Source organism: Devosia ureilytica (genome assembly GCF_024273195.1).
In the GTDB taxonomy this organism is placed as follows: Bacteria; Pseudomonadota; Alphaproteobacteria; order Rhizobiales; family Devosiaceae; genus Devosia; species Devosia ureilytica.
In genome coordinates, this window is the sequence record NZ_JAMZCU010000005.1 from 132,879 (window position 1) to 153,859 (window position 20,981).

The following is a 20,981-nucleotide window of genomic DNA, read 5'->3' on the forward strand; positions in this document are numbered from 1 at the left end:
AGTCCCTTTTTTTTATCGCGTTTCCGAACCGCAAAACTGTTGCCACTTGTGCTGGAAACGCTCTGGAGGAGGAGCGGCGTGCATATTCTGATTATAGGTGCCGCCGGCATGGTCGGGCGCAAGCTGACCCAGGCCCTGCTGGCAGCAGGCACCATTGCGGGCCGGGACATTTCGGCGCTGACGCTGGTGGACGTGGTCGCCGCCGACGTACCAGTGAGCGACACTCCCATATCGGCCCTGGCCGCCGACCTGTCGCTACCCGGCACCGCCCAAACGCTGGCTGCCACCAGGCCTGACCTGATCTTCCACCTGGCCGCCATTGTTTCGGGCGAGGCGGAGGCTGACTTCGACAAGGGCTATCGCATCAATCTCGACGGCACCCGCCTGCTGCTCGAAGCGATCCGGCAGGAGGGCATGAAAGCCCCATATTGCCCGCGGCTGGTCTTCACCTCGTCCATTGCCGTCTTTGGCGCGCCCCTGCCCCCGGCCATTCCCGACGACATGGCCCATACGCCGCTCACCAGTTACGGCACGCAAAAGGCCATTTGCGAGCTGCTGCTGGCCGACTATTCGCGCCGCGGCTTTGTCGATGGCATCGGCATCCGCCTGCCCACCGTGGTGGTGCGGCCGGGCAAGCCCAACAAGGCCGCCTCGGGCTTCTTTTCGGGCATTATCCGCGAGCCGCTCAACGGCATGGAAGCCGTGCTGCCGGTCGATGACAGCGTGCGCCACTGGTTCGCCTCGCCCCGCTCTGCCATCGGCTTCCTGCTTCACGCCGCCGGCCTCGACACCGCCCCGCTGGGTCAAAGACGCAATCTGAGCATGCCCGGACTCTCGGCGACCATTGCCGAGGAAATCGCTGCATTGGAGCGCTTCGGCGGCACCAAGGCCCTTCGGCTGATCCGCCGCGAACCTGACGAGACCATTGCCCGCATCGTCGCGGGTTGGCCGCAGAACTTTGACACCGGCCGCGCCATCGCTCTTGGCTTCCGAGCCGAAACCAGCTTCGACGATATCGTGCGCGCCCATATCGAAGACGAATTGGGCGGGCAGATCGGCAATGGTTGAGCCCGAGGCAATGCTGAGGGCCGTCATTGCCCGATTGTACCCCGCCGATGCGCAGCATGGTGACGGCCTGGCCTTCGGCGCCCTCGACTATCTCGAACGCCACTTCGCCGCCCATCCAACCGATCGGCAAAGCGTCGCAGCCGGCCTCGAAGCTCTCGCCGCGGCAGGCTTTGCTGATCTTGATATTCAGGCCCAGGATAACCTGCTGACGCGATACGAACAGGAAGCCTGGTTCCTCCGCCTCGCCGAACTGGTTGCCGAGGGCATCTATGCCGACCCTGGCAATGGCGGTAATCCAGGCGCTGCCTCATGGGCGATGCTGGGCTATGCACATGGCCTGCCCGACGGCCCCTCTGGCCCACCGGCCCAGGACGCGCCACCATCGCGCGGCCATTCCGGCACGCTGCGTTATGACACCATAATTGTGGGCGCCGGAGCCGGCGGTGGCGTCGCGGCGGCGGTGCTTGCCGAGGCCGGACACCACGTATTGCTGCTTGAGCGCGGCGTCGAGCGCAGCTATGCCGATAGCGGGCATCGCGACCATTTGCGCAACCACCGCCTCTCGCTCTATGGCCACAATACCGGCCCCGACCTTGCCGGCAATCCGCGCGTCTTTGTCGATGCCAACGGTCACGAGCACATGGCTGCACCGCATGAGCCGGGTTATCACAACATCGCCGCAGCGGTGGGCAGTGGCACCACGCTTTATGGTGCCATGGCCTGGCGCTTCCACCGCGACGACTTTCGCATGGCGAGCCTTTATGGCGTGCCCGAAGGGTCCTCGCTGGTGGATTGGCCCATGGATTCTGACGCGCTGGCGCCCTGGTATGATCGGGTCGAGGCCGAACTGGGTGTTTCCGGCGATGCGGCACGCCACAGCCATGAAGGCGCCCGCGACCGCCCCTATGCCATGCCGCCCCTGCCGCCCGCCCCGCAGACCCCGACGCTTGTCGCAGGCGCCGCAGCGCTGGGCCTCTCCACCACCGTGCCGCCGCTGGCGACCAACAGCGTGCCCCATGATGGCAGGGGCGCCTGCATCGGCTGCGGCGCCTGCGTTGGCTTTCCCTGCCCCGTCAATGCCAAGAACGGCAGCCACAACACATTCATCCGGCGTGCCCTCGCCACCGGGCGCTGCGAACTGGTGACCGGCGTCATGGTCACCAAGGTCGATACCGACACGGCGGGCCGTGTCACCGGCGTCAGCTTTGCCGATCCCGATGGGGCCATCCACGGGGTGCGCGCAAAGACTGTGGTGCTGGCCGCCAGCGCCATTGAAACGGCACGGCTGTTGCTCAATTCAGCCTCATCGCGCGAACTTGAGGGGCTGGGCAATGCCAGCGACCAGGTCGGGCGGCACCTGCAGGGCCATGTCTATCCGCAGGCCTATGGCCTGTTTGATCACACGGTTCACGGCAGCACCGGCCCCGGCGTCACCATTGCCACCACCCAGTTCAGTCATGGCAATCCCGGCATCATCGGCGGCGGACTGATCGCTGACGACTTCATCCTGCCCCCGATCCTGTTCTGGAAGTCCTGCCTGCCGCCCGATCTCCCGCGCTGGGGTCAGGCCGCCAAGGCCTTCATGCGCGACAATTTCCACAAGGTGCTGCGGCTGACCGGCCCCATTCACGAAATCCCCAATCCGATGTCTCGGGTAACGGTAAGCGCAAGCCTGCGCGACCGATGGGGCCTGCCGGTGGCGCGGCTTTCGGGCAGCATCCACCCCGAGAGCCTGCGCACAGCGCTTTACGTGCAGCAGCGCGCCTTTGACTGGCTCGACGCCTCCGGCGCATCGCGGCATTGGGGGCCGGTTCCGGCCATGGGTCTGTCCGCGGGCCAGCACCAGGCCGGCACCTGTCGCATGGGCACAGACCCGGCCCATTCGGTAACGGACACAGAAGGCCGGGTCTGGGGCCACGACAATCTTTATATCTGCGACGGCTCGGTGCATCCCACCAATGGCGGGTTCAACCCGTTCCTGACCATCATGGCCATGAGCTATCGCACGGCGGCCGGACTGGCTGGCCGCCGCTGAACTCAGGCCCCGGTAACGCGCCAGATGACATCGCCCACATCATCCGCCATCAGCACGGCGCCATCGCTGGCGAGGGCCACACCGACCGGACGGCCATAGGAATACTTCTCATCGGGCGAGAGAAAGTCCTTGAGGATCTCGCGCGGCATGCCGACCGGCTTGCCGTTCTGGAATTCGACGAAGGCCAGCTTGTAACCCGAAAGCTTGGAGCGGTTCCACGAGCCGTGCTGGCCAATGGCCATGCCGGACGGAAAGCCGGGCAGCGTGCCTTCGGGCAGCCAACAGAGACCGAGCGAGGCCGTGTGACCGCCCAGCGCATAATCGGGCTGCGTGGCGGAGGCGACCTTGGCGGCATCCTGAGGCACGCGGTCGTCAACGACGCGATCCCAATAGCAGAAGGGCCAGCCGTAAAATCCACCATCGACCACTGAAGTGAGATAATCGGGCGGGGTTTCGTCGCCCAGGCCGTCGCGCTCATTGACCACGGTCCACAGGTGCCCACCAACCGGCTCCCAGGCCATGCCCACCGGATTGCGCAGGCCACCGGCAAAAATGCGAGACTGGCCCGAGACCAGATCCAGCTCATGGATACAGGCGCGGTTTTCTTCCGCCGCCATGCCCGCGTCGCCGATATTGCTGAGCGAACCGACAGCCACATAAAGCTTGCTGCCGTCCTTGGAGGCAATGAGATTGCGCGTCCAGTGTCCACCCGGAACCAGGGTCATCAGCGTCTTGCCGGGCTTGGTGATGCGGGTCTCGCCGGCCACATAGGGATAGGCCAGCACCGCGTCGGAGGCGCCGACATAAAGCGTGTCCCCGATCACCACCATGCCGAAGGGCTGGCGCACATTCTCGATATAGGCATGGCGTTCCTCGGCCACCCCGTCGCCATCGGCATCGCGCAGCAGCATCACCCGGTTGGGGCTCTTGCCCGAGGCCTTGGCGCGCTTCATCGTGGCGTGCATGGCATGCTCGAATATGGTTCGCGGACCGCTGCCTTCCTCGCCCATGGATTCGGCCACCAGCACATCGCCATTGGGCAGGACATACACGTGGCGCGGGTGATCAAGCCCCTTGGCAAAGGCGTTGACCTTGAGGCCAGGCGCGGGCGTCGGCTTGTGATCGCCTTCCCAACCCTTGGCCGTGGGCATCTTGAGGGTCGGAATCTTGCCCTGTGGCTTGGCATCGGGAATGGCCGGCGAGGCGCCATAGGCCGGCGCTTTCGGTCCGTCGCCGGAATGGCGAATGGCAACGGCTGCACCACCGACAAGGGCGACGATGCGGGCGAAAAGGCTGGACTGGGCCATGAAACGTCTCGAAATCTGGGATAAAACGAAGGAGAGATTGCTAGGCTAATGACTTTGCGCCCCAAGCACTAGTACCGGGGGCAAAAATCAGACAATTGCGCACCCGCGACCGGCGCTAGGCCTCGATCATGGTGCGCACCTGCGAGCCGGGCGCGATGGTTGATGGGGCATTGTTCAACTGCTCCATGGCAAAGCCCGCGGCGGCCTTGTATTTGGCCACGAACTCATTGCGCTCCTCGGGCGGCACCACATCATCGATATTGTCGAACTCACCGGCGCAGCGTTCATCGACGATATTGAGGAGGCCGAAGGGGCCGGCGCCGCGATTGCGCAGCACCAGCTGCGAGATCGGCCCGCAGAATTTGCTGTCATAGGCGCTGAGCGCTGCCGGGGTGACCCCATGCTCGAGCATGGCCACACCCAGTTGGCGGGCATCCATGATGGCCTGGCTGGCGCCGTTGGAGCCGGTTGGATACATGGCATGGGCCGCGTCGCCCATAAGGGCCACCGGACCATCCTGCCAGGTCGATACCGGGTCGCGGTCGATCATGGGATTTTCATAGGCCACATCCGAGCGCCCAAGCAGGTCGGGCACGTCCAGCCAGTCATAGGTCCAGCCGGCGAAATGATGGGCAAAGTCCGCCACCTCGACGGGCCTGAACCAGCCGCTGCTGTAGCGGCCATCGGTGGCATCAACCGTCAACTCCGCGATCCAGTTGATCATGGCCAGCCCGGTTTCGGGGTCGGGATGCGAAATGGGATAAAACACCACGCGGTGCCGATGGGTGCCCAGGCCGACGAAGGACGAACCCGAGCGGATCGGCTTGCCCAGCGTCGTGCCGCGCCACATGATGGCGCCGCCCCAGTGGATGGGCGGCTGGTCGGGGTGCATGGTGGCGCGGATCGCTGAATGAATGCCATCGGCCGCAATAAGAAGGCTCGCCGTCTCGCGCAATTGCGTGCCATCGGCCCGCTGCACCAGTGCCGTCACGCTGCCGTCGGCGTTCTTTTCGTAGCCGGTGACCTTGTGCCCCAGCTTGACGACATCGGGACCGGCGCGCTCGACCAGCGTGCGGTGGAGCAACATGTGGAAGCGGCCGCGATGCACCGCATATTGCGGCCAATTGTATCCGGCGAGAAGGCCGCGCGGCTCGGAATAGACATCATTGCCATTGAGCCCGACCAGCGCCCACTCCCGCGCCGGCACGCCGACCGTGTCGAGCGCATCGGCGCCAATACCCAGATCGTAAAGTTCCCGCACCGCATTGGGCTGGATATTGATACCCACGCCAAGCGGCGCCAGCTCGCGAACGGCTTCGTAAACCGTGAACGGCACGCCGATCTGCTGCAAAGTCAGGGCCGTTGCCAGGCCGCCAATGCCCCCGCCCGCAATGATGACATGTGGTTCGGACATGTGCCCCCGCTCAACTGTTATTTTTGTGAACCGTCATAGACGAGCATCTGGATCAAGTCCAATGCCCCCGGCGCGCTATTCGACGGCGTAAATGTCGATCTGGACGCCGGTGGCGGTTTTGGCCCCGGTGCCGATGAACACCATGCGGTTGACATAGGCATAGGCCGGGTGGCCGGTTTCGAGCCGGATCGAGGACCGCATGTAATAGGCTTCGGGCGACACGGGTTCGCCGGAAACAAGGCTTTTCATCACCGCTTCCGGGCCGTGGCGATAGCCCTGGTCCACGATCTCGATGAGGGCGCCGTCCTCGGTCTCGAAACTATAGCGCGCATCGAGTATCGCCAGGCCATCGGCGCTGGCGGTCATCCAGTCAGCGCCCCCTGGCGATATCGTGCCGCTCAGCGCCGGCCCACTGACGCGTCCACCCACAATGGGAATGATGCGCCGCTGGCCCAGCCGCCCCGCTCCCAGATGGCGAACGGGCCCGGCTTCGACCTCCAGCGTACAGAACGGGCGCAGCACGGGCGCCTTGAGATCCAGCATGTTTCCCCCTCATCACGACGGCGCCGAACCTAACGGCCCGCTTCCCGCCCGGCAATCCCGAAGCCCGCGCGGCTGGTTTGCCTTCCGTTGCGGGGGCGCGCGGCGGCCTTATTGGCTAACCCCCATGTACCGACCGAGCCAGCCCCAGGAGGTCAAGACTATGGGCAGCATAGCCAGCCATGCCAATGGCGATGATCACAAGTGCAGTGGTGAGAATGCGACGACGAGTCATTTTGAAATCCTAATTGTATGCAAGGGTTTGGCGGATGGTGAGGCGCGCGGCTTGCCGCGCGGGTGTGAGGCTGGCAAGGACCGAGCCGGCAACCAGGATCAGGGTCCAGATGCCGATGGCGCCCGTGGATATGGTCAGGGGCAACGGCAGGCCGAAGGACATCGTCCCGACCAATTGGCCGATGCTGTAGCCCAGCGGAATGCCGGCAATCAGCGCCAGCGGCAGGCTCAACAAGGCAATCATCAGCCCCTCGGCCAGGATGTTGCGCATCAGCGGGCCACCACCGGCGCCAATGGTGCGCATGATGCCGAACTCGCGGGTGCGTTCGACCACGCTTGACCCCTGGGACGCGGCAAGGCCGATACTGCCCACAGCCGCCATCAGCAGCGCCATGGCCTTGAGCGCGATGATCAGGATGGCGACATGGCCCGATTGTGCTGCCGCCAGCGTGGCCTCGGTGGTCAATTGCTCGATGGCAATACCCGCCCGATTCAGCGCCTCGGATGCGGCAACGGCGGTTTGGGCAACACTGGCAGCGTCATCCTCGGCCAGCACCAGGCGGATGGCCGCGACCCCATCGTGATGGTCCACCAGCACGGCGAACAGGTCCGGCGGGAGATAGGCCGTTGCCGGGGTCAATATCTGGCGCACAATACCGCCCGGTGTCGCCGCCAGCGTCCGTCCTTCCACGGCCAGAAGCAGCTGGGCATCGAGTGCCGGTCGGCCAAGCAGGTTCCACGCCTGCTGATTGAGCACGATGGCCGCCGCGTCCGCTCTGGAACCCGCGATGAATTCGGGATCGGCCGGCAGGCTACCGAGCGGTCGCAGCGACAGGCTGCCGTGGCCACCATCAGGATAGGTGCGCACCAGCATCAACCCATCCTCGCGGCCCGCGGCGCCCGAAATCAGGTCTGTGGGCCGCAGCTCGGCAATATTGCCAACACCGGCCAGCGCCTCGGCCAGCCGCGCAGGCGATACCGGCTCGAGCAGGTTCATTTCGATGTCGTAGTCCCGACTGCCGGCCGCCTCGACCAATTGCCCCTGCCAGGCGGCTTCGACATTGAGTGCGGCGACAAACATCGCGCCGGCCGTCCCCAAAAGGCCAATATTGAGCAGCAACCGCCCCCGCTTGCGGAAGGCGTTGCGCAATGCCAGCAGCAGTGTTCGATCAATGCCGGTAAATCGGCCGAGCAAGCGCTGGATGGGGTCATTGCGCAGGGCATCTGCGGCGACGCCCTGGTCCGCCAAAACCTCCCGCACGGTCGCGCGGGTCGCCTTGCGGATGGGCACGGCAACCAAGATCAACGGCAGCAGCAGGCCAGTGGCGACCAGCGCGACGATCAGCCAGGTGGATACCAGCGGCGAGGCGATGTCGAAATTGAGGAGTTGCGAGATCACGCTGGCAAAGCCGGCCGCCCCATAGAGCCCAAGGGGAATGGCGACGGCGAGCGCCGCTGCCGCCACCACGGCAATACCAACGAGATAGAGGCCGCCAATCTGCCGGCTGGTGCCGCCAATGGCTTTCATGATGGCAATCTGGCGGACCTGTTGTGCCAGGAGCGCAGAAACCATGGCCGCCGTGAGCACCGCACTCAGGATGAGCGCCAAAAGGGCGAACATCAGGAACATGCCCAGCACACCATTCATCTGGCTTTGGTGCGGATGCTGGTTGACGGGCGGAATCTGCACCTGGTGCACCGTGACACCACGCTCGACGAGGCGGCGGGAAACGCCGGCAACCACGCCATCGACATGGTCCTGTCCAAGCGCGGCATCCCGCACGACCACTTTGACCAGTTCGGATGCGAGGGGCAGGCCGAGCTGCGCCGCCGTCTCCGACGTCAGGTAAATATAGGCGGTCTGCTCCTGCCAGGCTGGCGCCAGGCTTGGATCATGCACCGAGCCGGCAACAGGCAGGTCGCGTACCGTGCCGCCGCTGGTCTGGATGGAGATCGTCCCGCCAATGGCGGCGCCAAGAAAGCCCATGGCTTCGCGCTCCACCAGGACCGTGCCCACGGCGGGCGGAAACTGCCCATCCGCGGCAAAGGTTCGGCCGATATCGGCGCTGGAGAAATCGGGAACGACAAACAGCAAGCTGCGGTGCCAGGTCCCTTCTCCACTCCGGGATCGGGCCACCACGATGGAGGTGGGTTCGGCAGCGACAATACCGGGATCGGCCGCAATGGTCGCCAGGATGTCCGGCGTCACCGCCCCGACATCGATCAGCGCCGAGGCCGGATTGGTCTGAAGGTAGTTTCGGGCAATTTCCCGGCTGAGGATGGCGTAGGCACCGGCAATGGTGGTCAGCGCGAACATGCCGATGGCAAGCGCGGTGAACATGAGGGCGATGCGCCCCTGGGTTGCGCTGAAATCGCCAATCAGCTTGCGCCAGCGTGGGGCAAGGGTCATGACCGCCCCCCCTGGCCCTGCGTGGTGACCATGCGGCCATCGGCCAGTTCGATCGTGTCGGTAAAATAGTCGCCCAGATCACGCTCATGGGTGACCATGACCACCGTCTTGCCCTCTTCGGTGAGGCCACGGAACAAGTCCATCACCTCGGTCGTGGTGCGAGAATCAAGGTTCCCGGTCGGCTCGTCGGCCACCAGCAACGGCGGGTCATTGGCCAGGGCACGGGCGATGGCGGCGCGTTGCTGCTGCCCGCCCGAGAGGTCGGCAGGCAGTTTGTCGGCCTGTTCGGCTATGCCGAGTTTTTCGAGCAGCGCCAAAGCGCGCGGCCGCCGGTCCTGTGGCCGTCCGAAGCGACAAAAATCCATAGGCAACATGACGTTCTCGACCACCGTCAATGTCGGCAGCAATTGGAAGAATTGAAACACCACGCCGACATTGCGACCGCGCCAGGCCGTCAGCTCCTCTTCCGATTTGCCGTTGAGCAGGACGTTCCCGAAGTGGATGTCGCCGCTGGTGGCGCTATCGATGCCAGTCAGCAGGTTGGCCAGCGTGGTCTTGCCACTGCCCGATTTTCCGACCACCGCCAGGAAGGCACCCGCCTCCAGGCTGAGGGTAATGTCGGTGAGAGCAGCAAAGGGACCTGCGGGCGTGTCGTAGGTCTTGCCGATTGCCCGCAGGCTGACGATGGGCGCCGCCGTGGCAAGGCGCGCGACCGGCTTGAGAAGCGATGTAGGGGGCACGATAGAACTCCGTGACGATCAGACATCTGTGTGATATTGGACACTTGTCTTGAAACGCAATCGACGCGGCAGCCGCTCATGTCCGATACTGAACACTGGCCGGGATTTGACCGGGAAAAGTCTGCGCAGGTGCTTGTCGCGGGCGGATTGACCGACCGGCGGGCCCGGCGCACCCGCCAGTCTCTGCATGAAACATTGATGCGGCTGACGGTCGAACGTGGCTATGACGAGCTTAGTGTTGCCGACATAGCCGCCGCCGCCAATGTCGGCCGCTCCACCTTTTATGCGCACTTCACCGACAAGGACGATCTGCTGCGCAGCGCCATGGGGACGCTGCGCGCCGCGCTGGTGCAGGAACATGCGGCGGCAGGCATCGATGGCACCGACCTGGACCGCATGCTGGGCTTCAGCGCCTTCATGACAGCCCACCTGGCCGAACAGCATGTGCTCTATCGGGCCCTGATGCGCGGCCGGGCGGGGCCGATCCTGCTCGATCTCATCCGCCACGCATTGTGCGACATTGTCCGCTCCGAACTGGCTCCCGGGTCCAGATCAGCAAATGTCTCGCTGGACGACGAACTCTCCGTGCAGTTCGTCGTGGGCGCCTATATGTCGGTGCTGACCTGGTGGCTCGACCGCGGAGCCAAAGAGCCGCCTTCCGCCATTGAAGCCGGCTTCCGGCACATGGCGCTGAACGGCCTTTCGAGGACCCGCAAAGCCTGAGATGGCAAGCGCGCTCTGTTAGCGGGTCGAAATTCGCCCGTTTGGCGCCTTGCACCCTTGGCTGCGTTGACCCGCAACGTTGATCAGCGGGAAGCGCCTGGCTCGGCTCGACGACCGGAACCGGACGCTGGGCCGTAACCGTTTATCATGCACTCCACTTTCCCCATTGACGCCACCTCTCCCCCGGCGTATCTCCCGCCTCAGGACACCTCTCCCTAACGAGAGGCGCATAGGCCTGGGAGGGCCGCTGAAGATGGCTGAAACGCCCCAAACCGCACCGGCGGTCAAACCGGCAAACCCAAATTTCTCGTCGGGCCCATGTGCCAAGCGTCCTGGTTGGACCCTTGATGCGCTCGCTGACGCGCTGACCGGCCGGTCGCACCGCGCCAAGCCGGCCAAGGCCCGCATCCAGCAGGCCATCGACCTGACGCGCACCCTGCTCGAAGTTCCCGCCGACTATCGCATCGGCATTGTCCCGGCCTCCGACACCGGCGCGGTCGAAATGTTCCTCTGGAGCGCCCTGGGCGCCCGCGGCGTCGACATGCTGGCCTGGGAGAGCTTCGGCGCCGGCTGGGTCACCGATGTGCAAAAACAGCTCAAGCTCGACGACGTGCGCGTGCTCGAAGCGCCCTATGGCGAACTGCCGGACCTCGGCCAGGTCGATTTCAACCGCGATGTGGTCTTTACCTGGAACGGCACGACCTCGGGCGTGCGCGTGCCGAACGCTGACTGGATCCCGGCAGACCGCCAGGGCCTGACGATCTGCGACGCAACCTCGGCGGCCTTTGCCCAGAAGCTCGATTTCGCCAAGCTCGATGTCGTCACCTTCTCCTGGCAGAAGGCGCTGGGTGGCGAAGCCGCCCACGGCATCCTCATCCTCTCGCCCCGCGCCGTCGAGCGGCTGGAAAGCTACAAGCCCGACCGTCCGCTGCCGAAAATCTTCCGCATGACCAAGGGCGGCAAGCTGATCGAAGGCATCTTCAAGGCCGAGACCATCAACACCGTCTCGATGCTGTGTATCGAGGACGCCATCGACGCCATGAACTGGGGCATCAAGATCGGCGGTCTCTCGGCCATGCAGGCCCGCGCCGACGCCAATTTCAAGGTGCTGGCCGACTGGGTGGAAAAGACCGACTGGGTCGCCTTCCTCGCCAAGAATGCCGAGCAGCGGTCCAACACCTCGGTCTGCCTCTCGATTGTCGATCCCGAGGTCGTGGCGCTTGACGCCGATGCCCAGGCCGCCTTTGCCAAGGCCATTGTCGCCCGCCTCGACAAGCTCGGTGTCGGTTATGATTTCGGCTCCTACAAGGATGCGCCCGCAGGCCTCAGGATCTGGGCCGGCTCGACCATCGAAGCCTCCGATCTCGCGGCCCTCGTCCCATGGCTCGACTGGGCCTTCGCCCAGGAAAAGGCCGCTCTCAAGGCTGCTGCCTAAGTTCGGGCACCCCCACCCAACCTCCCCCTGACAGGGGGAGGGGCTGATCGAGCTTGCTGATAGAACAGAGCGAACTCGGAGCTACCCCTCCCCCTCCTTCAGGGGGAGGCCGGGTGGGGGTCCAGTTCCACATTTGAAATCCAGGACATCCCAAAATGCCAAAAGTTCTCGTTTCCGACAAACTGAGCCCGACCGCCGTCCAGATCTTCAAGGACAATGGCGTCGAGGTCGACTACCTGCCCGACCTGGGCAAGGATAAGGACAAGCTGTTCGAGGTCATCGGCCAGTATGATGGCCTGGCGATCCGCTCGGCCACCAAGGTCACCGAAAAGATCATCTCGGCAGCGACCAATCTCAAGGTCATCGGGCGCGCCGGCATTGGTGTCGACAATGTCGATATTCCGGCAGCGACCAAGAAGGGCATCATCGTGATGAACACGCCCTTCGGCAATTCGATCACCACCGCCGAGCACGCCATTTCCATGATGATGGCGCTGGCCCGCCAGCTGCCCGAGGCCGATGCATCCACCCGCGCCAGCAAGTGGGAAAAGAACCGCTTCATGGGCGTCGAAGTGACCAGCAAGACCCTTGGCCTGATCGGAGCCGGCAATATCGGCTCGATCGTCGCCGACCGGGCGCAGGGCCTGCGCATGAAGGTCATCGCCTTTGATCCCTTCCTCACCCCCGAGCGCGCCCAGACCATGGGCGTTGAAAAGGTTGAGCTGGACGAGCTGCTGGCCCGCGCCGACTTTATTACCCTGCACACCCCGCTGATCGACGCCACTCGCAACATTCTCAATGCCGAGACCCTGGCCAAGACCAAGAAGGGCGTGCGTATCATCAATTGTGCCCGTGGCGGATTGATCGATGAAGAGGCGCTTTATGCGGCGCTGAAGTCGGGCCAGGTGGCCGGTGCGGCGCTCGACGTGTTCCTGGTGGAGCCGGCCGAGAACAATCCGTTGTTCGAGCTGCCCAATGTCATCTGCACGCCCCATCTTGGCGCTTCGACCACAGAAGCCCAGGAGAATGTGGCCCTGCAGGTTGCCGAACAGATTTCGGCCTATCTGATGAGCGGCGAAATCACCAATGCGCTGAACTTCCCATCGATCTCGGCCGAAGAAGCACCGATCATCACCCCCTGGGTGAAGCTGGCCGAAACGCTGGGGTCCTTTGCCGGCCAGCTCACCGAAACCGCGATCAAGGGCATCCAGATCGAGTTCGAAGGCACCCCGGCCGGGCTCAATACCAAGCCGATGATCGCTGCTGCCATCAACGGCGTGCTCAAGCCTTCGCTGGGCGATATCAACATGGTCTCCGCCCCCCAGATCGCCAAGGATCGCGGCATTCTGGTGGAAACCACCACCCGCGACCAGCAGGGTGCCTATGAAGGCTATATCCGCCTGACCGTGACCACCGAACGCCAGACCCGCGGCGTTGCCGGCACGCTGTTCGTCAACGGCAAGCCCCGCATCATCCAGGTCAAGGACATCAACATGGAGGCCGAAGTCACGCCCCACATGCTCTATGTCACCAATGAGGACAAGCCGGGCCATATCGGCCGTCTCGGCACCACTCTGGGCGCGCTCAACATCAACATCGCCAACTTCAACCTCGGCCGTGCCGATGTGGGCGGCGACGCCATCGCGCTGGTCTCCATCGATGGCACACTGACCGAAGACCAGCTTGGCCAGATCGCCAAGCTCGAAGGCGTCAAGCAGGCCAAAGCCCTGACGTTCTGAGCCGTCGAACTGCCTCCTGCACCTTGATCTTGTCTCAATTGAGATACATATTGGTGCAGGAGGTCACTCATGGCTACGCAAAGTTCCATGCTCCACGTTCGCGTGGACGACGACACTAAAGAAAAAGCCACAGAGGCTCTCAACGCGATGGGCCTTTCGGTATCCGATGCGGTGCGCCTGTTCCTGCGCCGCGTCGTGATCGATCAAGCATTTCCGTTGGAACTAAAAGTTCCCAATGCCGAGACGCGCGCCGCCATGGCGGAAGCGGACGAGATTGGGCGGACTGGCAAGGCGCGCTTTTCGACCAGCAACGAGTTGATCGAAGACCTTGAAAAGACCGGCAAGCAGTAAGCGGGCGGGCTTGCCGCGGGCGGCCGACTATACAAAAACGTTCCTCAAGGACTGGGAGCGTCTGGCCCGCTCTGGCCGCTATGACCTCAATCGACTAAAGCATGTCATGCTGCTGCTGGTCGCAAATGACGCACCGCTCGGTCCCGAATGGCTTGACCACGCCCTGAAAGGTGATTGGGCCGGCCATCGCGAATGCCACATTGGCGGCGATTTCCTATTGGCTTACAAGATCGAGGACACTGGAAAGGCCGGCATGGTCATTTTCGTCCGCGCGGGCACCCATGCCGATCTCTTTGAAGCGTAGGCGGGAAATCAGCCGCGCCGGGCCGCCCATTCGGCGAGAAGAATGCCCGAGATGATGATGGCCGCCGCGATGAAGTGATAAAACTCCAGCCGCTCGCCCAGAATGATCACCGAACCGAGCGTACCGAACACCGGGATGAGGTTATGGCTGGGCGCGGCGCGATTGGCGCCAACCAGTTCCACGCCGCGGGCATAGGCCACCTGGCTGAACATGGACGGGAAGACTGCCACATAAGCAATCACCGCCCACACCACCGGCGGCGCGCTGGCCAGGGTCGTCACCGTCCCCAAACCGCCCCCGAACAGCGCCAGCATGATGACGGCCGTTACGGCTGCGCCGAAGAAAGACACCGCCATAAAGCTCAGAATGTGCATTTTGGGGCGGAAGCGCAGCGCCAGCGTATAGGCCGTATAAGCCAGGCACGCGAGCATGACGAAGCCGTCGCCCAGGTTGATGTCGAGCGTTACGATGCGGGTCAGGTCGCCATGGGTGGCGGTCAGCACCACCCCGGTGATGGCCAGCAGCACGCCGATGATCTGGATCGGCCGCGCCCGCACCCGGAAGAAAATGAAATTGGCACCCAGAATCAGCATGGGCAGCGAGGCCTGCTCGATGGCCGAATTGACTGCTGTCGTCGTCTGCAGCCCCAGATACAGGAAGCCATTGAAGAGGGCATAACCGACAACGCCATAGGCCATCAGCACCGCCCAATAGCGGCGCAGCACCGGCCAGTCGCCCTTCAGGTGCGGCCAGGCAAACGGCACGATAAAGGCAGTTGCGAGCACGCAGCGGCTGGCCAGCAGCAAAAACGGGTCGATTTGCCCCACGGTGAGCTTGGCCGCCACCACATTGCCGCCCCAGAAAAGCGGAGCAAGCACCAGAAGCAGATAGGGTTGATCGAGAACGCGGGCGAAAATGCCGCTCTTTTGCAGATCTTGCGGCTTTGTCATCGTCGCCCGGGTGATGTAAGGACAGTCGGACTTAACAGTTATTCGGCCGCAGTCAAACCCGACAAAGGGTGGTCGAGGGGACGTTGGTCCTATCATCGTAGGGTTCCGCTTAAGGGCTGGAACCATTGTTGTGCTTGCTTTGGGGAAGTCTGGATTATGGCGAATGTGGTTGTCGTCGGCTCACAATGGGGCGACGAGGGCAAGGGCAAGATTGTGGACTGGCTGTCGGAGCGCGCCGACGTTGTCGTGCGCTTCCACGGCGGGCACAATGCCGGCCATACGCTGGTCATCGACGGCGTCAGCTACAAGCTCGCCCTGCTGCCCTCGGGCCTGGTCCAGGGCAAGCTCTCGGTCATCGGCAATGGCGTGGTGGTCGACCCGCACCACTTTGTCGCCGAAATGGCCAAGCTGCGCGCCCAGGGCGTCGAGATCACGCCCAAGATCCTGCGCATTGCCGACAATGCGCCGCTGATTCTCTCCCTGCACCGGGAACTCGACGGCATCCGCGAGGACGCCAATTCCGGGCTCAAGATCGGCACCACCCGTCGCGGCATCGGCCCGGCCTATGAGGACAAGGTTGGCCGCCGCGCCATTCGCCTGGTTGACCTCAGCGAACCCGAAACGCTGATGCCCAAGATCGAACGGCTGCTGACCCATCACAACGCGCTGCGCCGTGGCATGGGCCTTGATGAAATCGCCGCGGCCACTATCTACGAGGAACTGACCTCGATTGCCGGGGAAATCCTGCCCTTCATGGATCAGGTCTGGCGCGTGCTCGAAGACAAGCGCAAGTCCGGCGCCCGCATCCTGTTCGAAGGCGCCCAGGGCGCCCTGCTCGACAATGATCACGGCACCTATCCCTTCGTGACCTCGTCCAACACTGTCGCCGGCCAGGCCGCCGCCGGTTCGGGCCTCGGCCCCACGGCCATCGGCTATGTGCTGGGCATCACCAAGGCCTATACCACCCGCGTCGGCGAAGGCCCCTTCCCCTGCGAGCTGGACGACGAGATCGGCAAGCACCTGGCCGTGGTCGGGCGCGAAGTGGGCGTCAACACCGGCCGTCCGCGCCGCTGCGGCTGGTTCGACGCCGTGCTGGTGCGCCAGACCGTCAAGACCTCGGGCATCACCGGCATTGCGCTGACCAAGCTCGACGTGCTCGACGGGCTCAAGGAGATCAAGGTCTGCGTCGGCTACGAGCTGGACGGATCACGCATTGATTATTTGCCTGCCTCAATGGGAGCACAGGCGCGGGTTAAGCCAATCTACGAGACCCTCGAAGGTTGGTCCGAAACCACGGCTGGCGCCCGCAGCTGGGCCGAATTGCCGGCCCAGGCTGTCAAATATGTACGCTACATCGAGGAGCTGATCGGGGCCCCGGTTGCCCTGTTATCAACTTCTCCAGAAAGGGCGGATACCATCCTTGTGGTTGACCCATTCCAAGACTGAGAAATTTTGATACAAGACTGCGCTGTCATAGTGAGTACCAAGTAGCCAATGGCGGATTACAAGGAGCTGTTGCGTCGGGCGATTTCGGCGCTGCCGGAGAACAACGGGGCTGCCCGGCGTGCAGTCTATGAGAAGGCGCGCTCGGCTCTGGTGGGCCAGCTTCGCGCCATCCAGCCACCGCTCCCGGCGCGCGACATCACCCAGCATCGCCTGCAGCTCGAAGATTGTATCCGTCAGGTCGAACAGGAAGCCAGCGAGGCCGTCATCAGCCTCGGACGCGACGGCCCCCTGGCGGCACGTCCGGCGCCCGACACTCCTGCCCTCAACGTGCGGCCAACGCCTCCGCCACAACCGCAGCCGCAGCCCAAGCTGGCCGAGGTCAGCGTCGCGAGCGAAGCCAAGCCGCCCGCAACCTCACCCGAAGCCGAGCCGACCCCAAAGCCGGTCGAGCCCGCTCCGGCCGCCGTGCCGGTCGAGGCCCCGCCCGAGCCCAAGTCTGCTGCGCCGGAAGAACCCGTCAAAGAGCCGGGCGTGGAAACGCCGTCTCCCCGGGACTCTATCGAATCCATCATCGCCCAGGCCGCCCAGACCAGCGGCGCGGTGCTGCTGAGCGATGACAAGCCGGCAAAAACCGATGCCCCCGTCGCGCCTGTCGAAGACAAGCCTACCCGGCCCCTGACGTTCACGCCGCGACCGCCAGCGAGCAGCGGCAACACCCAGGCCGTATCCGCGACAACCGTGGCGCCGCGCATTGAGCCGATGCTGGGCAGCACGGCCCTCGCCAGCCAGCCGGTGCTGACCGAACCGGTTATCATCGAACCGCCATTGCCGGTCGATCCGGCGCTGTCGAGCGTCCGTGAAGTCGAAATTGAGCAGGACGATGCCCGCGCCGCCGAAGGCGCCATCGAACGCGCCATCGAGACCCTTGACCGCGAAGCCCGTGGCGAAGCCACAGAGCCGCCGCCGGAACGCGAAGACAATGCCGCCGTCGAGGCCAGCCAACAGGACGAGGATGCCGGTTTTGCGCCGGTTGGTGCCGAGCGCCGCTCCGGCGCAGGGCTGACCATCTTTCTCATCGTCTTTGTCGTGCTGCTGGCTGGCGTCGGTGGCGCAGGCTTCTGGGCCTGGCGCGAAGGCTATGTCGATCTTGACCAGATGTTCGGGCGCACTCAGACAGCCGTGACCCAGCCGGTGACCACCACCGAGCCGGCCAGCCTGCCCACCATGGACAGCGCCGCCACTCCGGCCCCAACCGACACAGAGGGCGCTTCAGGCCCCGGCAATACCGCCACCACGGCCGCCACCGAGCCCACCAGCGCGCTCGAAGTGACCGACGAAGACCGTCTCGAACCGACGCCGGAAGCCGTGACCCCGACCGGCAACGAAACCGTGTTGCCCTCCATTGACGGCGAGACCAAAACAGAGGAGCGGCTTTCGGGCGAGGATACGTCCATTGCCGCCACCGAGGACCCTGCAGCCAGCGTCGATCCGGCGGTACTGGCCGGCAATCAGTCCCTGCTGCTCGAAGCCTCGACCAATGGTCAGGGCGGCGCCGTGCCCTTCTCGGGCACCGTCGAATGGACCCAGGGCAGCGACGAAATCGGCCTGCCGACCTTGCAGGCCCAGGCCAGCATTCCGGCGCGCAACCTGGGTGTCTCGATTATCATCCGCAAGAACAACGATCCGGTTCTGCCCGCCAGCCACCTGATGGAAATCAGCTTCGATGTGCCCGATACCTTCATCGGCGGCTCGATAGCAACGCTGGCCGGTGTGCTGCTCAAGGACGAGGAACTGGTTCCTGGCACGGCTCTGGCCGGTGCCGCGGCGCGCGTCGTGGGCAATTCATTCCTCTTTGCCCTCAGCGCCTCGCCGAGCGACCTGACCACCAATACCAACCTGCTGGGCAGCCGCCGCTGGCTCGATCTTGCCATTGTCTATGGCACGGGCCGCAACGCCATCCTGACGCTCGAAAAGGACGAAGAGGCCGAGGCCCTGTTTGATACGGTTCTGGCGGCCTGGGCCGAATAGCGGGCGCGCCTCAGGCGCGTTCGAGCCGGCCATCAACGATGCGGTAATGAGCCTCGGCCAGCGCTGCAATGTCGTCGGCGTGGTGGCTGACCAGCACCGTGTGCCAGCCATGCCGGCGGGTCAGATCACCCACGAGTTCTCGCGTGGTCTTGCGGGTTTCATCATCCAGCGCCGAGAAGGGCTCGTCCAGCAGCAGCACCGGCCGGTCGCGCAACAGGGTGCGCGCCAGTGCCACGCGCTGCTTTTGTCCCCCCGACAGGTTCGACGCGATCCTGTCCTCAAAACCCGATAGTCCAACCTCGGCGAGGGCCGTTGCGACCCGCGCCTTGCCATCGGCCTTTGGCGTCCCGCGTGGCAGGCCGAGGGCGGCATTTTCTGCGGCGCTCAGGTGCTCGAAGAGGTTGTCGGCCTGCAGCAACAGGGACACAGGTCGCGTCTCTGGCGGGAGGGACAGCAGGCCGACGCCATCCAGACTAAGCGATCCGCTGGTGGGGCGGATAAATCCGGCCAGGAGATCAAGCAGCGTCGACTTGCCCGACCCGCTGGCGCCAGAAATTGCCGTGACCGTGCCCGGCATGGCCTCGAGGGTAAATCGATAGGGCTCGCCCTGCCCCGGATAGGCAAAGACCAGGTCATCGGCGCGGAGCATGGGCGATCCTCTCGATAAGGCGCGGCAGGCCGACAAAGGCGGCAATGGTAAAGATCAGCAGGAGTGCCGCAATCGCCGCCGCATCATTGCTGCGGTACGAGCCAAGGGCCCGATACATCATCAGCGGCAGGGTCTGGAAATCCTGCGTGCCAAAGAGCGCAATCACCCCCAGGTCCCCCAGCGAAAAGCAGAAGGCCAGCGCCAGCATCAGCCCGATGTCGCGCCCCAGCAGCGGATATTCGATGGCCGTGAACTGCTGCCAGCCCGAGAGACCCAGCGAACGGATCAGCTTGCCGCGCGAGCGCAGAACCGCATCGAGCGGCGGCCCCAGCGTCGCCATGGCAAAGGGCAGCGACAGAAGGCTATTGGCAATGACCACCACCACCGGGGCGGCCGCGCCGGACGGCACGCCCAGGGCGCGCACCAAAAGGAAAAAACCCAGCGACAGCACCACCGCTGGCACCGCAAGATAAGCATAGGCCGGGACACCGAGCAGGGTGCGCCCGACCCGCTGAGCGGTGGCGCTCCGCCCCAGCGCCAGAACCAGCGCCAGTGCCAAGGTAAGCGCAGCAGAGCTGGCACCAATAATGACGCTGGTGGCCGTGGCACGCCAGAAACTGGCCTGTTCGAGCACCCGGAACAATCCGCCCGCCAGCCCCTCATAAAGGACATTGAGCAGGGGCAGCGCAAAGCCCAGTGTCGCCAGCACCAGCACCAGCCATTGCACCGCGCGCACCGGCCGTGCATCGCGCCAATTGGGCTGGGCGGAACGGCTGAGCGCCGACGGCACCGGCGTGAAGGCCGAGGCGATGAGGATGACGACGGAACAGACTGCAATTTGCGTCAGCGCCAGCCGCACCGCGCCCGCGAGATCGAAATCGAGCCGCACTGCGGTGTAGATCGCCACTTCCAGCGTCTGGTTGGCCGGGCCGCCACCCAGCAGCAGCACGATGGGAAAGCTGGTGAAGGCCAGAAGAAAAATGATCGCACCCAGGCCCGGCAGGCTGCCACGCATGGCCGGCCAGTCGATCAGCCTGAAGCGCTGCACCGCGCCAAGCCCCAGCGACTGTCCGACCTTGAGCCGGCTCTGCGCAATGGCATCGAGCCGCGCCAGCAAGATGCGGGCGGCAAAGGCACCATCGAGCACCACATGGGCGATGAGAATGCCCGACAACCCATAGGCGGGACTGTCGAAGCTGAACCCGAACAGCGACTGCGCCGCCTGGTTGATCCAGCCATTGCGTCCCCAGATGGACAGCAGCCCGAAGGCAACCACCATGCCCGGCGTGACAATAGCCGCCGCAAACAGCCCCACCACCAGATCGCGCCCAAAAAACCGCAGCCGGTTGAGCGCCCAGGCCACGGCCACGCCCACACCCAGCGAGAGCACCATGGTCAGCCCGGCCTGCAGCGCCGTCATCCGCAGCAGATGGGCGAGATCCACCCGCGATCCGCCGCTGGCGCCTGTCGCCGCATCGAGAATGGCCCAGAGCACCGCAACGATCAGCGCCGCGATGATGAGGGTCAACCCGGTGGCAGTGGCGATCCGAAGGGGTCGGCGGGGGAGGGTCAGCATGGGCGCCCTGCCCCGACATCCCCCTCATCCGG

The 20,981-nt window shown here is 64.4% G+C and carries 17 protein-coding genes; 9 read left to right on the top strand and 8 right to left on the bottom strand.

Annotated elements, in window-relative coordinates:
- The first annotated feature begins 78 nt into the window (after nucleotides 1-78).
- Both denD and NIM87_RS13950 read left to right on the top strand, forming a co-directional pair.
- The gene (gene denD, locus NIM87_RS13945; RefSeq protein WP_254675305.1) at nucleotides 79-1,068 is read left to right on the top strand and encodes a D-erythronate dehydrogenase; all 990 of its coding nucleotides are present in this window, start codon (nucleotides 79-81) and stop codon (nucleotides 1,066-1,068) included.
- Complete coding sequence (locus NIM87_RS13950) at nucleotides 1,061-3,103, top strand: GMC oxidoreductase (RefSeq protein WP_254675306.1); 2,043 nt, start codon at nucleotides 1,061-1,063, stop codon at nucleotides 3,101-3,103. The genes denD and NIM87_RS13950 overlap by 8 nt, the downstream gene beginning before the upstream one ends.
- 2 nt (nucleotides 3,104-3,105) lie before the next feature.
- Here the strand turns inward: NIM87_RS13950 and NIM87_RS13955 are convergent, their stop codons facing one another.
- The 5 genes from NIM87_RS13955 to NIM87_RS13975 form a co-directional block, all read right to left on the bottom strand.
- On the bottom strand, nucleotides 3,106-4,410 hold the full coding sequence (locus NIM87_RS13955) for a PQQ-dependent sugar dehydrogenase (protein WP_254675307.1): 1,305 nt from the start codon (nucleotides 4,408-4,410) through the stop codon (nucleotides 3,106-3,108).
- A 115-nt stretch (nucleotides 4,411-4,525) separates the two neighbouring features.
- A complete protein-coding gene (locus NIM87_RS13960; protein ID WP_254675308.1) occupies nucleotides 4,526-5,824 on the bottom strand; it encodes a flavin-dependent oxidoreductase in 1,299 nt (432 codons plus the stop codon).
- A 75-nt stretch (nucleotides 5,825-5,899) separates the two neighbouring features.
- Complete coding sequence (locus NIM87_RS13965) at nucleotides 5,900-6,367, bottom strand: DUF3237 domain-containing protein (RefSeq protein WP_254675309.1); 468 nt, start codon at nucleotides 6,365-6,367, stop codon at nucleotides 5,900-5,902.
- A 241-nt stretch (nucleotides 6,368-6,608) separates the two neighbouring features.
- Nucleotides 6,609-9,008, bottom strand: a complete 2,400-nt coding sequence (locus tag NIM87_RS13970; protein WP_254675310.1) for an ABC transporter permease — start codon at nucleotides 9,006-9,008, stop codon at nucleotides 6,609-6,611.
- Nucleotides 9,005-9,748, bottom strand: a complete 744-nt coding sequence (locus NIM87_RS13975; protein WP_254675311.1) for an ABC transporter ATP-binding protein — start codon at nucleotides 9,746-9,748, stop codon at nucleotides 9,005-9,007. Before NIM87_RS13975 ends, NIM87_RS13970 begins: the two co-directional genes overlap by 4 nt.
- A gap of 78 nt (nucleotides 9,749-9,826) precedes the next feature.
- On the opposite strand from NIM87_RS13975, the gene NIM87_RS13980 reads away from it, so the two are divergent.
- The 5 genes from NIM87_RS13980 (at nucleotide 9,827) to NIM87_RS14000 (ending at nucleotide 14,300) form a co-directional block, all read left to right on the top strand.
- Nucleotides 9,827-10,471 carry a TetR/AcrR family transcriptional regulator gene (locus tag NIM87_RS13980; protein WP_254675312.1) on the top strand — a complete coding sequence of 215 codons (645 nt, stop codon included), beginning with the start codon at nucleotides 9,827-9,829 and terminating at the stop codon, nucleotides 10,469-10,471.
- Between the two features lie 253 nt (nucleotides 10,472-10,724).
- Nucleotides 10,725-11,906 (top strand): phosphoserine transaminase, encoded by a 1,182-nt coding sequence (locus NIM87_RS13985; protein ID WP_254675313.1) that lies wholly within the window; start codon nucleotides 10,725-10,727, stop codon nucleotides 11,904-11,906.
- Between the two features lie 155 nt (nucleotides 11,907-12,061).
- Complete coding sequence (gene serA / locus NIM87_RS13990; protein ID WP_254675314.1) at nucleotides 12,062-13,645, top strand: phosphoglycerate dehydrogenase; 1,584 nt, start codon at nucleotides 12,062-12,064, stop codon at nucleotides 13,643-13,645.
- A 69-nt stretch (nucleotides 13,646-13,714) separates the two neighbouring features.
- Nucleotides 13,715-13,996 carry a type II toxin-antitoxin system RelB/DinJ family antitoxin gene (locus tag NIM87_RS13995; protein ID WP_254675315.1) on the top strand — a complete coding sequence of 94 codons (282 nt, stop codon included), beginning with the start codon at nucleotides 13,715-13,717 and terminating at the stop codon, nucleotides 13,994-13,996.
- 10 nt (nucleotides 13,997-14,006) lie between these two features.
- Nucleotides 14,007-14,300, top strand: coding sequence for a type II toxin-antitoxin system YafQ family toxin (locus tag NIM87_RS14000; RefSeq protein ID WP_254675316.1), 294 nt, complete (start codon nucleotides 14,007-14,009; stop codon nucleotides 14,298-14,300).
- A gap of 8 nt (nucleotides 14,301-14,308) precedes the next feature.
- Here NIM87_RS14000 and NIM87_RS14005 read toward each other — a convergent pair whose 3' ends face one another.
- The gene (locus NIM87_RS14005; RefSeq protein WP_254675317.1) at nucleotides 14,309-15,250 is read right to left on the bottom strand and encodes a DMT family transporter; all 942 of its coding nucleotides are present in this window, start codon (nucleotides 15,248-15,250) and stop codon (nucleotides 14,309-14,311) included.
- Nucleotides 15,251-15,406: 156 nt separating this feature from the next.
- Here NIM87_RS14005 and NIM87_RS14010 point away from each other — a divergent pair, with 156 nt between their 5' ends.
- Together NIM87_RS14010 and NIM87_RS14015 are read left to right on the top strand one after the other, a co-directional pair.
- The gene (locus NIM87_RS14010; RefSeq protein WP_254675318.1) at nucleotides 15,407-16,696 is read left to right on the top strand and encodes an adenylosuccinate synthase; all 1,290 of its coding nucleotides are present in this window, start codon (nucleotides 15,407-15,409) and stop codon (nucleotides 16,694-16,696) included.
- 48 nt (nucleotides 16,697-16,744) lie between these two features.
- Nucleotides 16,745-18,724 (top strand): prolipoprotein diacylglyceryl transferase, encoded by a 1,980-nt coding sequence (locus NIM87_RS14015; protein ID WP_254675319.1) that lies wholly within the window; start codon nucleotides 16,745-16,747, stop codon nucleotides 18,722-18,724.
- Nucleotides 18,725-18,734: 10 nt separating this feature from the next.
- Here NIM87_RS14015 and NIM87_RS14020 read toward each other — a convergent pair whose 3' ends face one another.
- Together NIM87_RS14020 and NIM87_RS14025 are read right to left on the bottom strand one after the other, a co-directional pair.
- Entirely contained in the window at nucleotides 18,735-19,373 is a 639-nt protein-coding gene (locus NIM87_RS14020; RefSeq protein ID WP_254675320.1) for an ATP-binding cassette domain-containing protein, read from the bottom strand.
- Entirely contained in the window at nucleotides 19,357-20,949 is a 1,593-nt protein-coding gene (locus tag NIM87_RS14025; protein ID WP_254675321.1) for an ABC transporter permease family protein, read from the bottom strand. Before NIM87_RS14025 ends, NIM87_RS14020 begins: the two co-directional genes overlap by 17 nt.
- Nucleotides 20,950-20,981 lie beyond the last annotated feature (32 nt).